At 70.6% G+C, this 13,135-nt stretch carries 12 protein-coding genes and 2 pseudogenes; 4 read left to right on the forward strand and 10 right to left on the reverse strand.

The genetic code is table 11. The features are described from left to right. Positions 1-34 precede the first annotated feature (34 nt). Positions 35-628, forward strand: a complete 594-nt coding sequence (locus tag OG272_RS07765; protein ID WP_327732310.1) for a DUF4291 domain-containing protein — start codon at positions 35-37, stop codon at positions 626-628. A 65-nt stretch (positions 629-693) separates the two neighbouring features. On the opposite strand, the pseudogene OG272_RS07770 reads toward OG272_RS07765, so the two are convergent. Next, positions 694-882, reverse strand: a pseudogene (locus OG272_RS07770) (DUF4291 family protein); the annotation flags it as partial. A gap of 183 nt (positions 883-1,065) precedes the next feature. On the opposite strand from OG272_RS07770, the gene OG272_RS07775 reads away from it, so the two are divergent. Both OG272_RS07775 and lnt read left to right on the forward strand, forming a co-directional pair. Beyond that, positions 1,066-1,560, forward strand: a complete 495-nt coding sequence (locus OG272_RS07775; protein WP_327730675.1) for a nuclear transport factor 2 family protein — start codon at positions 1,066-1,068, stop codon at positions 1,558-1,560. 238 nt (positions 1,561-1,798) lie between these two features. Beyond that, entirely contained in the window at positions 1,799-3,373 is a 1,575-nt protein-coding gene (lnt, locus tag OG272_RS07780) for an apolipoprotein N-acyltransferase (protein WP_328222577.1), read from the forward strand. Here lnt and OG272_RS07785 read toward each other — a convergent pair. Beyond that, positions 3,319-4,227: a Gfo/Idh/MocA family oxidoreductase gene (locus OG272_RS07785; RefSeq protein WP_328222578.1), complete on the reverse strand. Its 909-nt coding sequence runs from the start codon at positions 4,225-4,227 to the stop codon at positions 3,319-3,321. The two genes, lnt and OG272_RS07785, sit on opposite strands and share 55 nt — an antisense overlap. Before the next feature lie 73 nt (positions 4,228-4,300). Here OG272_RS07785 and OG272_RS07790 point away from each other — a divergent pair, with 73 nt between their 5' ends. Then, the gene (locus OG272_RS07790) at positions 4,301-4,813 is read left to right on the forward strand and encodes a DinB family protein (protein ID WP_328222579.1); all 513 of its coding nucleotides are present in this window, start codon (positions 4,301-4,303) and stop codon (positions 4,811-4,813) included. Positions 4,814-5,620: 807 nt separating this feature from the next. Here OG272_RS07790 and OG272_RS07795 read toward each other — a convergent pair. From OG272_RS07795 to OG272_RS07830, 8 genes and pseudogenes are all read right to left on the reverse strand, one after another. Further along, a pseudogene (locus OG272_RS07795) lies at positions 5,621-6,703 on the reverse strand (IS630 family transposase); the annotation flags it as partial. A 101-nt stretch (positions 6,704-6,804) separates the two neighbouring features. Continuing rightward, entirely contained in the window at positions 6,805-7,326 is a 522-nt protein-coding gene (locus OG272_RS07800; protein ID WP_326584238.1) for a hypothetical protein, read from the reverse strand. A gap of 169 nt (positions 7,327-7,495) precedes the next feature. Beyond that, entirely contained in the window at positions 7,496-8,179 is a 684-nt protein-coding gene (locus tag OG272_RS07805) for a uracil-DNA glycosylase (RefSeq protein WP_326584237.1), read from the reverse strand. A 132-nt stretch (positions 8,180-8,311) separates the two neighbouring features. After that, positions 8,312-9,892: an ABC transporter substrate-binding protein gene (locus OG272_RS07810; RefSeq protein WP_326584236.1), complete on the reverse strand. Its 1,581-nt coding sequence runs from the start codon at positions 9,890-9,892 to the stop codon at positions 8,312-8,314. 189 nt (positions 9,893-10,081) lie between these two features. Continuing rightward, a complete protein-coding gene (locus OG272_RS07815) occupies positions 10,082-10,849 on the reverse strand; it encodes an SDR family oxidoreductase (protein ID WP_327730670.1) in 768 nt (255 codons plus the stop codon). A 12-nt stretch (positions 10,850-10,861) separates the two neighbouring features. Beyond that, positions 10,862-11,623, reverse strand: a complete 762-nt coding sequence (gene fabG, locus OG272_RS07820; RefSeq protein WP_326584234.1) for a 3-oxoacyl-ACP reductase FabG — start codon at positions 11,621-11,623, stop codon at positions 10,862-10,864. 249 nt (positions 11,624-11,872) lie between these two features. Then, a complete protein-coding gene (locus OG272_RS07825) occupies positions 11,873-12,283 on the reverse strand; it encodes a DUF3037 domain-containing protein (protein WP_326584233.1) in 411 nt (136 codons plus the stop codon). Further along, entirely contained in the window at positions 12,280-13,035 is a 756-nt protein-coding gene (locus OG272_RS07830; protein ID WP_326584232.1) for a HipA family kinase, read from the reverse strand. The genes OG272_RS07825 and OG272_RS07830 overlap by 4 nt, the downstream gene beginning before the upstream one ends. Between the last annotated feature and the right edge of the window lie 100 nt (positions 13,036-13,135).

Raw genomic sequence — 13,135 nt, forward strand, 5'->3', positions numbered from 1 at the left:
GCCACCTGAGCTGACCGAGTCCACGCTGTGCGCCATGGAAGAACCGCTCCGCAGAATCCGTGCGCTCCACACGGCGTCCACGATCACCGTCTACCAGGCGTACTCTCCTGGGATCGGACTGCCTGCCGTCCGAGACGGCCGCTTTCCGGCCGCGTGGAAGCCGGACCGCATGACGTGGATCAAGCCCAGTTTCATGTGGATGATGTACCGCTCCGGCTGGGGCATGAAGGAGGGTCAGGAGACCGTCCTCGCCGTCGAGATCACTCGCGACGGCTTCGAATGGGCGCTGCGCCATGCCTGCCTGTCGAGTTTCGTCCGCGGATTGCACGCCGATCGCGGCACCTGGCAGCGTGATCTCAAGCATGCACCGGCCCGCGTCCAGTGGGATCCCGAACGCGATCTGCACCTGCGTCCCCTGCCGCACCGCTCGCTGCAATTGGGGCTCTCGGGTCAGGCATCCGCGCGTTACGCGGACGAGTGGATCGTGTCCATCAGCGACGTCACCCCGCTCGCCATCGAGATCCACGCACTCGTCAGGGACGGCGAACTGGACTCAGCTGCCCGACTGCTCCCTCAGGAACAGGAATACCCCGCCAGTGCAGAACTCCTGGCTCACCTGTGTCCCTGACCGGCAATCCGGGCACAACCGTCGGCACCACCCACCGGTCACATGGCGGCAGAGGTCTGCGAACGCGGCTTGATGACCCAGGTCATCCGGTCCCGCTTCCACGCGGCCGGAAAACGACCGTGCCGCGCGGCCGGGCCGCCGATCTCCGGGCGGTACGCCTGGTAGACGGTCACCGTGTCGGCGGTGTGGCGGGCGCGGACACGGAACCTGGGCTCGGTCGCTGAGGGACGTTCACTCTCACTCACGGGGACCAGGTTCGATCACGGCCGTGCTTCCGAGCCACCGAATATCGGCGGCCACACGCCGTGACCGGCAGCCCGGTCCCTCGCCCGTCCCCTCTCCGATCCTTCTCCGATTCCTTCTCTGATCCCTGACATATCCCCCATCTGCCCGCACGCCCCTTGGCGTGGCGCGTGTCCTGCCCCAACACTGACCCGATGACGCAGCGCGTGGAGCTCGCGACCGTGATGGACCGACTCGCCGTCGACGGCCTGATCACCGAGTACGCGGTGGCGGTGGACGACGGCGACTGGACGGCGTACCAGGACCTGTTCGCACCGGAGGGCCGCGCGGACTACCGCTCGGCAGGGGGGATCGAGGGCGACGCCGCACAGGTCGCCGGGTGGCTGGCGCGGAGCATGGAGCTCTTTCCCATGCGGCAGCACCTCATCGTCAACCGACGGGTGCGCTTCGGATACCTGGAGCAGGACACCGGTGACACCGCCCAGGTCCAGGCGGACTACATCAACCCGATGCGCTTCGCCGGACACGACGGCGGATCCACCGCCCCCGACTTCGTCTGCGGCGGGCGCTACGCCTTCTCCCTGATCCGCACCCCCGACGGCTGGCGCCTCCGCGAGGTCGTGGTCCAGGAGAAATGGCGCCGCGCCCCCGAGGGCCTCACCCCCGCCCAGCACCCCTCCCCGGCCTGAGCACCACCCTGATCAGCCGTTCGGCCGAACGGGACGAAACACCTGGAAACACCCTTTTCTGGCGATCTCTCCGGCCCGTCCTCGGCATCCGGATCCGGCCCGCGTTCCCCGGCCGCCACCGTCCCCCCGTTCCCGGCCCCGCCCCGCTGACCACCCACGCCCCACCCACGCCCCCTGTCGGAGATCGTCCCCGGCGCGCACACTGGAGAGACGCACCGCCGGGGAGGGAGGCGCTGAGATGAGGACGCCGGACTGGGTCGCCTCCCCATGGCGGCGCCGGGGCGCCGTCGTCGTGGCCGGGGCCCTGCCCGTGCTCGCGTTCCCGGCGCCGGGCCTGTGGTGGTTCACGTACGGGGCGCTGGTGCCGTGGATGCTGCTGGTCCGCACGGCCCCGACCGGCCGCCGGGCGATGTACGACGGCTGGCTCGGCGGATGCGCGTTCATGCTGGCCATGCACCACTGGCTGCTGCCGAACCTCCATGTGTTCACCTTCGTCATCGCCGGCCTGCTGGGTGCGCTGTGGGCGCCGTGGGCCTGGCTGGTGCGCCGGTTCCTGGCCGGTACGCCCTCGCCGGGGCGGGTCGCCGCCGCGCTGCTCGTCGTGCCGTCGGGCTGGCTGGCGATCGAGCTCGTCCGCTCCTGGCAGGGCCTCGGCGGGCCGTGGGGCCTGCTGGGGTCCAGCCAGTGGCAGGTGGAACCGGCGCTGCGGCTGGCCTCGGTCGGCGGGGTCTGGCTGCTCAGCTTCCTGGTGGTGGCCGTCAACGTCGCGGTCACCGTGCTGGTCTCGGTACGCCGGTCCCGGGCGCCGGCGCTCGCCGGTCTCGTCGCGACGGCCACCGCGACCTCGGCGGTGTGGCTCTGGTCGCCGCGACCCGACGTCCGGGGCGAGGTGCGGATCGCCGTCGTACAGCCCGGTGTGACCGACGGCCCCGACAGCCGGTTCGCCCGCGAGGAGACGCTCACCCGGCGGCTCGCCGGTCAGGACCTGGACCTGATCGTGTGGGGCGAGAGCAGCGTGGGCCACGACCTGGCCGACCGGCCCGACCTCGCCGACCGGATCGCCGCCCTGGCCCGTGAGACGGACACGAACATCCTGGTGAACGTCGACGCCCGCCGCTCCGACCGTCCGGGCATCTACAAGAGCTCGGTGCTCGTCGGCCCCGACGGCCCCACCGGCGACCGCTACGACAAGATGCGCCTCGTCCCCTTCGGCGAGTACATCCCGATGCGCTCGCTCCTCGGCTGGGCGACCTCCGTCGGCGAGGCGGCCGGCGAGGACCGCAGGCAGGGCACCACCCAGGTCGTGTTCGACTCCGGGAAGGGGCTGCGCATCGGCCCCATGGTCTGCTTCGAGTCCGCGTTCCCGGACATGAGCCGCCGTCTCGTCCGGGACGGCGCCGAGTTGCTGCTCGCGCAGTCGGCGACCTCGACGTTCCAGCAGAGCTGGGCCCCGGAACAGCACGCCTCGCTGGCAGCGCTGCGGGCCGCCGAGACCGGCCGCCCGATGGCGCACGCGACACTCACCGGCGTCTCGGCGGTGTACGGCCCGGACGGCGAGCGCGTCGGCTCCTGGCTCGGCACGGACGAGAGCACGACGGCCGTGTACGAGGTACCGCTGGCCGGCGGTACGACGCCGTACGTCCGCTTCGGCGACTGGCCGGTGCACACGGCGCTGCTGGTGCTGGTGGTGTGGGGCACCTTCGAGGGCGTTCGGACCGTGCGGCTCAGGCGGCGGAAGGGTTCGCCGCCGCCCTCGGCTCAGGCGGCGAACCCGTCCTCCACCGCGCGCACCACCCGCTCGCACAGTTCATGAGTCGCCAGCGCGTCCCTCGCGCTGAGCACCTTGCCCGCGCGCACCGCGTCGAGGAAGGCGAGGACGGCCTGTTCGACGCCGCGCTGCCGGGCCACCGGCACCCAGTCACCGCGCCGCCGCACGGACGGCTGCCCCTTGTGGTCGACGACCTCGGCGAGGTTCACCACCTGCCGCTTGGTGTCCTGCCCGGACACCTCGAGGATCTCCTCCGCCGAGCCACTGAGCCGGTTCATGACGCCGAGCGCGGTGAACCCGGCCCCGGAGAGCTGCAGCACGACGTGGTGCAGCAGCCCGCCCTCGGTCCGGGCGCGGACGGTCACGTCCTCCACCTCCCCCGGCACCAGGAACCGCAGGGTGTCGACGACGTGGATGAAGTCGTCCAGGATCATCGTGCGCGGCAGCTCGGGCAGGCCGATGCGGTTCTTCTGCATGAGGATCAGCTCGCGCGGGTGGTCGGCGCACTGCGCGTACCCCGGTGCGTACCGTCGGTTGAAGCCCACGGCGAGCCCGGTGTTCCGCTCCTCCGCGAGCCGTACGAGCCGTTCGGAGTCGGCGAGTTCGTACGCGAGCGGCTTGTCGACGTACGTCGGTATGCCCGCCTCCAGCAGCCGCTCCACGATCTCGGGGTGGGCGCCGGTGGGCGCGTGCACGAAGGCCGCGTCGAGGTTCTGGGCGAGCAGCGCGTCGAGGTCGGTGTGCCGCTGTCCGGGCGGGAGGTGGAGGCCGTCGGCCACGCGGGTGAGGGTGTCGGGGGTCCGCGTCTGCAGATGGAGTTCGAGCCCCGGCCTGGTGCCGAGCACCGGCAGATACGCCTTCTGCGCGATGTCGCCGAGCCCGATGCAGCCGACCTTCACAGGGGTCTCCCGTCCGCGGTGTGCCGTCGAAATGCCTCGTCGGCAGCATACGGGGGCTGCGAGGATGGCCGGCATGACTATCCAGCGCACCGAACCCTCCGTCACCGCCGGTGAACGGACCATGCTCGAAGGCTGGCTCGACTACCACCGCGAGACGCTCGCGATCAAGTGCGAGGGCCTCGACGACGCCCGGCTGAGGACCGCCTCGGTGCCGCCTTCGGAGCTGTCCCTGCTGGGGCTGGTACGGCACATGGCCGAGGTCGAGCGCATCTGGTTCCGCAAGGTGCTGGTGGACGACGACCAGGGGCCCATCTACTTCAGTGAGGAGGACCCGGACGGGGAGTTCCACCTCACCGAGGCGGACACCTGGGAGGAGGCGCGCGGCACCTGGCAGGAGGAGATCGCGATCGCCCGGCGCAACGTGGAGGGCTTCGCCCTGGACGACGTCGGCAAGGCCGTGCACCGGCGAGCGGGCGAGGCGCCGAGCCTGCGGTGGATCTACACCCACATGATCGAGGAGTACGCGCGGCACAACGGGCACGCGGACCTGATCCGGGAGCGGATCGACGGGACCGTCGGGTACTGAGCGGATCGACAGGACCGTCGGGTACAGAGCGAATCCGGGCGCCAGGCGTACGGCGCGCGCGCCGCGCGACCTCCGGGCGGGGGAGCGCGGCGTCGTCGGCGGGCCCGGGCGTCACCCGTGTGGGGGCATCCTTCGCCTCCCCCTCCCCAAAGCGGCGCGGACACAGCAGAGTTGCGCGCGTGCATCGACCGACCACCACCGCAACGCTCCTGATCACCGTGGCAGTCTCGGCCCTCACCGGCTGCGTGACCGCGCAACACCCGCCGCCCGCGCCCCAGACGTCGCCCGTCCCGGCCCGGCCGCCCGAGCCACGCCCGGACGGCACCACCGCGACACAGATCGTGCAGGCCCCGGCGCGGGAGGCGCTGGCGCTGGTCGGCCCGCCCCGGGAACCCACACCGAGCGCGTCCACGGCGCCGAGGCCCACCGCGTCGACTCCCGCAGCCGCCACCCCCACCACACCCCCACCGCGCCGGGAGGAGCGGCAGGGTCCCCCCGACCGGCCCGGCCCACCGCCCGAGTCCCGGCCCCACATCGAGATCCCGCCCCTCCCCGAGACCATCCCGACGCGCCCACCGAAGTACTCCGACATCTGCGCACTCGGCCACACCTACGGCGGCTGGGGCAAGGACACCCCACAGGCGGCCATCTGCAAGAACGTGTACGGCCGTTGACACACGGGCGCCACTCGCACCACACGCGCGCCTCGGAGCGGACAGGCACCCCGGCGCGGGCGCGCAACGCCGGACGGGCACCCGCCCCGGCGCGAGCCCGCGACCTGGCGCGGCTGCCGCTGTCCCGGTGCTGGTGATCTGGTCCGGAGATCCTGTCGCAGTAGCGGCAGATCCGGTCGATGATCTGGTCGGCTGTCTTGGTCCACTTGAACGGCCTGGCGTCCTCGTTCCAGGTCTTGATCCAGTCTTCGAGCGCGGTCTTGAGTTCGTCGAGGGAGCAGAACACGCCGCGTTCGAGGCAGCGCCGCTGTAGTTCGGCGAACCACCGCTCGACCTGGTTGATCCAGGACGAGTACGTGGGCGTGAAGTGCAGCTCGAACCGGGGGTGCGCGAGCAGCCATTTGTGCACCACCGGTGCCTTGTGGGCGGAGAGGTTGTCGCAGATCACGTGGACCGTCAGGCCAGGATCGGTCTGGCGGTCGATCTCGTCGAGGAAGTCGCGGAAGTCCACGGCCCGGTGCTGTGCGGACAGTTTGCCGATCACCTTGCCGGTGGCGGTGTTCAGGGCGGCGAACAGGTCCACGGTGCCGTGCCGGACGTAGTCGAAGCTGCGGCGCTCCGGGGTGCCCGGGATCATCGGCACTACCGGAGCTGTCCGTTCCAGGGCCTGGATCTGCGGTTTCTCGTCGACCGCGAATACGGCCGCGTTCGCCGGCGGGGCGAGATACAGTCCGACCACGTCACGGATCTTGTCGATCAGCAGCGGCTCCGGAGAGATCTTGAAGGTCTCCGTGCGCCAGGGCTGCAGCCCGAAGGCCCGCCAGATCCGCAGCACACTCGTCGGTGAGATCCCCACCCGCCGGGCCAACTCCCGCTTCGACCAGTGGGGGGCGCCTTCGGGCACCTCTTCCAGCGTGCGCACCACCACCTCTTCCACCTGGGCGTCGGTGATGGTGCGGGGCACGCCGGGACGCGGCTCGTCGGACAGGCCATCGAGACGGCGTTGCAGAAATCTGGTCCGCCACCGGCTCACGGTCCCGCGATCGGTGTCCAGCCGCGCGGCCACCGCGGTGTTGTTCAGCCCGTCCGCGCAGGCCAGCACGATCCGTGCCCGCTTGGCCAGGCCCTGCGCGGTTGTCCGCCGTTTGGCCCACCCCCGCAACACCAGCCGCTCGTCCTCGGATATCACCAGCGGTTGCAGCCTGCTGTCCCCCATTCCACCAGCAGACCGCAACCGCCAGCCGCTGTCACCGCCCAAGCCGAAATCTGAAACGAACCACGACTCACGTGGCGAGACGTGAACTCAAGACCAGATCACTAGGGCCGCTGCCGCGGTGGCCCCGGCGTTTCCCCTCCGGCGGGGCCCGCCTCGTCGAGCCGGGCCTCCAGGCGGGTCAGGGCGGCGCGGACGCCGTCGCCGTGAGCGGCGTTCTCCAGCGTGGCCAGCGCGCCCCTGGCCAGCCGTAGATGGCTGCGGGCCGCGTCGTGGCGGCCCAGCTTGGCGTAGTCGGCGGCGAGGTTGAGGTGGAGCGAGGGGTAGAAGGCGCGCACCGCGAGCTCGTCGTGGTGCTCCGCCGCCCGGCCGTCGGACAGTTCGTCGGCCGCCGACAACGCCCGGAGGTCCCAGGCCAGTTCGGCATCCAGGTCGTCCTGGGTGTCGGCCATGTAGTGCGCCAGCGTGCAGCGGTGGAGCGGGGCGCCGTCGTCGCCGATCTCCGCCCACAGCTTCAGAAGACGGTCCCGGGCCTCCTCGCGGTCACCCCCGTGGTGCAGCATGACCGCCTGCCCGATCCGGGTCATCGTGGCGTCCGGCGCCACCTGCTCCTGTCGCTCCACCACCGCGTCCTCCGCACTCGTCGCCCCCTGTGCCGCCTGTCCCTCCCGACGCTAACGGCAGGCACCGGCAATCCCCGTCAGGCCGCTCCGTACGACCGCGGGGGCGCCCCGGCGGCCGTACGGCGGGCAGCCGGACGGGCGGACAAGCGGGTGAAGGGGGACGAGCCGCCGGTCAGCCGAGGTCGGGGATCGTCCAGTCGATCGCCTCGTGGCCCTGCTGGGCGACGGCCGCGTTGATCTGCGTGAACGGCTGGGACCCGAAGAACTTCTTGGCCGACAGCGGCGAGGGGTGCGCGCCCTTCACCACCACATGGCGCTCCTCGTCGATCAGCGGGAGCTTCTTCTGGGCGTAGTTGCCCCACAGCACGAAGACCGCCGGGTCGGGCCGGTCCGCCACCGCGCGGATCACGGCGTCGGTGAACTTCTCCCAGCCCCTGCCCTTGTGCGAGTTGGCCTCACCGGAGCGGACCGTGAGGACCGCGTTGAGCAGCAGCACGCCCTGCTGGGCCCACGGCATCAGATAGCCGTTGTCCGGGATCGGGGTGCCCAGCTCGGCCTGCATCTCCTTGTAGATGTTCCGCAGGGAGGGCGGAGTCTTCACCCCCGGCCGCACGGAGAAGCACAGGCCGTGGCCCTGGCCCTCGCCGTGGTACGGGTCCTGGCCGAGGACCAGCACCTTCACGCTGTCGTAGGGCGTGGCGTCGAGCGCGGCGAAGACCTGCTCACGGGGAGGGTAGACGGGACCCTTGGCACGCTCCTCCTCGACGAACTCGGTGAGTTCCTTGAAGTAGGGCTGCTGCAGCTCGTCCCCCAGGACCCCGCGCCAGGACTCGGGCAGCATGGCGATGTCGGTCACGTCAACTTCCTCCGGTGTGCGCTCACTTCACGGCCACGGAACACGAGGCCATGGGCGGCCGCGCGAGGCGCGACCGCCGTCAGAGCACAGAACCTACAGGCGCCCACTGACAATCGGGCCGCCCCCTGGGAACTACCAGCTGGTCTTCCAGGACAGCTGCCAGAGGATCATCATCGTCGCGGGGTCGATGACGTTCTCCAGGCCGGCGATCTCCTCGTTGGCGGCCGTGTACGCCTTGCCCTGCCACAGGGGGATCAGGCGGGCGTCGTCCACGAGGATCTGCTGGGCCTCCTCGAACTCCTCGGAGACGGCCCCGCGGTCGCTCTCGGCACGCGACTCCGGCAGCAGCTTGTCCGTGATCTCGGGGGCCTTGTACGGGGTGCCGAGCGCGTTCTGCTCGCCCACGAACGGGGCGATGAAGTTGTCGGCGTCGTTGAAGTCGGGGTTCCAGCCACGCCCGAAGACGGGGTACTCGCCCTTCTGGTAACCCTGTGAGTAGGTCTTCCAGGGACGGCTCTTCAGCGTGACCGAGAACAGACCGGACGCCTCCAGCTGCCGCTTCAGCTCCTCGAAGGCCGGCTTGGTCTGGGAGCCGTACCGGTCCGTGGTGTACCAGAGCTCGAGAGGAACCGTTTCGGTGATGCCCGCCTCGGTGAGGATGGACTTCGCCTTGGTCGCGCTGGGGTTGCCGTAGTCGTCGAAGAAACCGGTCGTGTGGCCCACCAGCCCCCTGGGGATCATGGAGTACAGCGGCTCGACCGTGTCCTTGTAGATGTTGTGGGCGAGCGCCGGCCGGTCGAGGACCTGGGCGACGGCCTTGCGGACCGCGGGGTTCTTGGCCCAGGGGTCCTTGGGGTTGAACACCAGGTAGCTGATCTCGGTGGTGGCGTTCTCCACGATCTGGAGGCCCTCTTCATCGTGGTTGGCCTGGATGTCCACGATGTCCGCGGCACCGAGCCCCCGGTAGATGACCGAGATGTCCTTGTTCTTGAGGGCCTTGACCATCTTGTCCGACTGCTGGAAGTACTCGATGGTGACGGCGGAGTTCTTGCGCTCCGCGAGGCCCTTGTAGTTCTCGTTGCTGACCAGCTCGGCCGTCTTGCCCTCGTCGTAGGAGGCGAGGTCGTAGGGCCCCGAGCCGGTGATCTTCCCGTCCTCGCGGAGCTTGTCCGCGGGATAGTCCGCCGGGTCCACGATCGACATGGCGGGCGTGGTGAGCACGAGGGGGAAGGTCGCGTCGGGCTGGCTGAGGTGGAAGACGACCTCGCGGTCGCCCTTCACCTGCACCCGGGAGAGGGTCGTCAGCAGGCCCGCGGGGCCACCGTTGACGTTGATCTTCTTGATGCGGTCGAACGAGTACTTGACGGCCTGCGCGTCGAGCGTGTTCCCGTTGGAGAACTTCAGGCCCTCACGCAGCGTGCAGCTGTACACCGTGCTGGAGCTGTCCGTGAAATCGCAGCTCTCGGCGGCGTCCGGCTCGGGCTCGGACCCGCCGGGCGAGTAGCCGAGCAGGGGCTGGAAGACGTTGCGCATCAGCTCCCAGGAGCTGTCCCAGGCCGCGGCCGGGTCCAGGGTGCTCGGCGTACTGGTGGTCCCCACGATGATGGGGTCCGCGTCTTCGGAGGCATCCGAGGAGAACACACCACACCCGGTCACCATGGATATGGACGCGATCACCGCGAGTGGCGGCAAGTATCGGTTCCGGTTGAACACGCGCATGCTCCTCGAAAATGCCGTACCAAGAGTGGGCGAACGATACCGCAGGCCCCGCGAGCGGCTCCCGCACGGCTGGCAAAGCCCTTGATCAGTCCGCGTGTGACGGCGTTGTCGAGCCCCGGTGAGGGGTGCGGACGGGCGCCGGAGATGTTCGGTGAATCATGCACCGGCACCCGCCGTACTCTGTCAGCCCACCCCGGCGTTGAGGAAGATGCCGCCGTCGACCACGAGGGTCTGGCCGGTGATCCAGTCGGACTGCTCGGAGGTGAGGAACGCCGCGGCGCCGCCGATGTCGGAGGGCACGCCGAGCCGGCCGAGCGGGTAGGACGCCGCGGCCTCGGCCTCCCGGCCCTCGTACAGGGCCTGGGCGAACTTGGTCTTCACCACAGCGGGCGCGATCGCGTTGGCCCGCACCTTGGGCGCGTACTCGTGCGCCAGCTGCAGGGTCAGGTTGATCATGGCGGCCTTGCTGATGCCGTACGCGCCGATGAACGGCGACGCGGAGACGCCGGCGACGGAGGCGATGTTGACGATCGCACCCCCGTTGTCCTTCTGCCAGGCGTGCCACGTCCGCTGGGCGAAGCCGAGGGCCGAGACGACGTTGGTCTCGAACACCTTGCGGGCCACGTTCAGGTCGAGGTCGGCGATCGGGCCGAACACCGGGTTCGTACCGGCGTTGTTGACCAGGAAGTCGACGCGACCGAAGGCCTCCATCGTGCGCTCGACGGCGAGCGCCTGGTGGGCCTCGTCGTGGGCCTTGCCCGCGACGCCGATGACGCGGTCGGCGCCGAGCCGGTCGACGGCCTCCTTGAGCGCGTCCTCGTTGCGGCCCGTGACGCAGACCCGGTCGCCGCGCGCGACGAGGGCCTCGGCGATGCCGTAGCCGATGCCGCGGCTGGCGCCGGTGATGAGGGCGACCTTGCCCGAAAGCTCGGGGAGTTCCACCGAAGTCATGTTCCCGATCCCCTAGTTGAGCGGTCCGCCGGCGACGTACAGCACCTGGCCGGAGACGAATCCGGCGTCCTCGCCCGTGAAGTAGGCGATGGCGCCGGCGATGTCCTCCGGCCGGCCCACGCGCTGCACGGGGATCTGGGTGGCGGCCGCGGCCTGGAACTCCTCGAAGCCCATGCCCACACGCGCGGCGGTGGCGGCGGTCATGTCGGTGACGATGAAGCCGGGCGCGACGGCGTTGGCGGTGACGCCGAACTTGCCGAGCTCGATGGCGAGGGTCTTGGTGAAGCCCTGCAGACCGGCCTTGGCGGCGGAGTAGTTGGCCTGACCCCGGTTGCCGAGCGCGGACGACGAGGACAGGTTGACGATCCGGCCGAACTTGGCCTCCACCATGTACTTCTGGACGGCCTTGGCCATCAGGAAGGCCCCGCGCAGGTGCACGTTCATGACCGTGTCCCAGTCGGACGCGCTCATCTTGAACAGCAGGTTGTCGCGGAGCACGCCCGCGTTGTTCACCAGGATGGTCGGGGCGCCCAGCTCCTCGGCGATCCGGGTGACGGCGGCCTCGACCTGGGCCTCGTCGGAGACGTCGCAGCCGACCGCGAGCGCCCTGCCGCCGGCGGCGGTGATCTTCTCCACGGTGTCCTTGCACGCGGCCTCGTCGAGGTCGATCACCGCGACGGCCCGCCCCTCGGCGGCAAGACGTACGGCGGTCGCGGCGCCGATGCCGCGCGCGCCACCGGTGACCACGGCGACACGCTGCTCAGTGGTGGACATTGCTGGTTCTCCTCGCCCTTGGGATGCGGCTCCTGCGGCGCCCCCCATTGTGGTGAGCGACCGCTTAGTACCTTCAGCACACGTGACGCTAGAAGTCCTGGCACCCGGTGTCAACGCTCCACCAGGTGTGATCCCTTACGTCCGTCTTCCGGCGACCGGCCGGCGGTCCCGCCGACGGCCGCTCACCCGGCCGTCACACGCCCGTCCGTCAGCAACCATCCGTCACACCCGTCCGCCGGGCACCGTCCGTCACTTCACCAGCAGAGCGAGCAGCCGCTCGGCCTCGGCCGCCGGATCCGCGGTGAGCCCAGTGTGCACGGGTCCCGCCTGGACGACCGTGGAACGGGGCGCGACAAGCCACCGGAACCGCCGTCCGGCGTCGTCGCGGGCGGCCTGCCCGGCCGCGTCTCCCCCGGCGCACACGCCCTCCACGGCGCGCAGCGCGGCGCGTACGCCCGCCACGTCCGCCCCGGGGTCCAGGACGAGCAGCTTGGCCTCGTCGAGGTGGGTACGGGCCGCGACGAGGGCCCGGGAGCGGCTGTACACGAGGACGCCCGCGTTGAAGCACTCGCCGCGCTCGATCCGGGGCACGACCCGCAGCAGCGCGTATTCGTAGACGTCCTGCCCGGTCGCCCCGGTCGCCAGGAAGCGGTCGCTCACTTGATCCCCTCGATGCGTTCGTGAATGCCGGCGGCCCGTGCGAGCAGCGGCTCCGCGTACGCCCGCCGCAACGCGTCCGGCGTGTCGAAACCGGGCTCGTCCGCCAGCCAGACGTCCGGGATCTCGGCGGTCACCTCGGCGAGCAGTTCCTCGGTGACCTGGGGCGCGAGCGCGGCGGCGGCCGCCGCGACGTCGGGGCCGAACCGCGCGAGGGCGTGGTCGGCGGCGTCGTACGGCTTGGCGGCGGAGGTGCGGGCGCCGGGCCAGTGGTGGTGCCAGATCATGGTGGCGCCGTGGTCGATGAGCCACAGTGCGCCGTGCCACATGAGCAGGTTCGGATTGCGCCAGGAGCGGTCGACGTTGTTGATCAGCGCGTCGAACCAGACGATCCGTCCGGCCTCCTCGGGGCTCACCTCGAAGGCGAGCGGGTCGAAGCCGATCGCGCGGGTCAGGAAGTCCATGCCGAGGTTGGTGCCGCCGCTGGACTTGAGCAACTCCTGCACCTGCTCGTCGGGTTCGCCGAGCCCGAGGACGGGGTCGAGGTCCACGGTGACGAGGCCGGGCACCCGCAGTCCGAGCCGCCGGGCCAGCTCACCGCAGACCACCTCCGCGACGAGTGTCTTGCGGCCCTGACCGGCGCCGGTGAACTTCAGGACATACGTTCCGCGGTCGTCGGCCTCGACGAGACCGGGCAACGAGCCGCCTTCTCGCAACGGCGCGATGTACCGGGTCGCGCTGACTTCCTTGAGCATCGCCCCAGGTTACCGGCGTGCCGGAGGCCCCCGGGGGCGACCCGTCCGGCGGCGGCGCCGACCGACAGCTTCCAGACAGCTGCTTTTGACGCCGTCGTGA

Origin of the sequence: Streptomyces sp. NBC_00104, from assembly GCF_045160825.1 — a bacterium.
GTDB lineage: Bacteria > Actinomycetota > Actinomycetes > Streptomycetales > Streptomycetaceae > Streptomyces.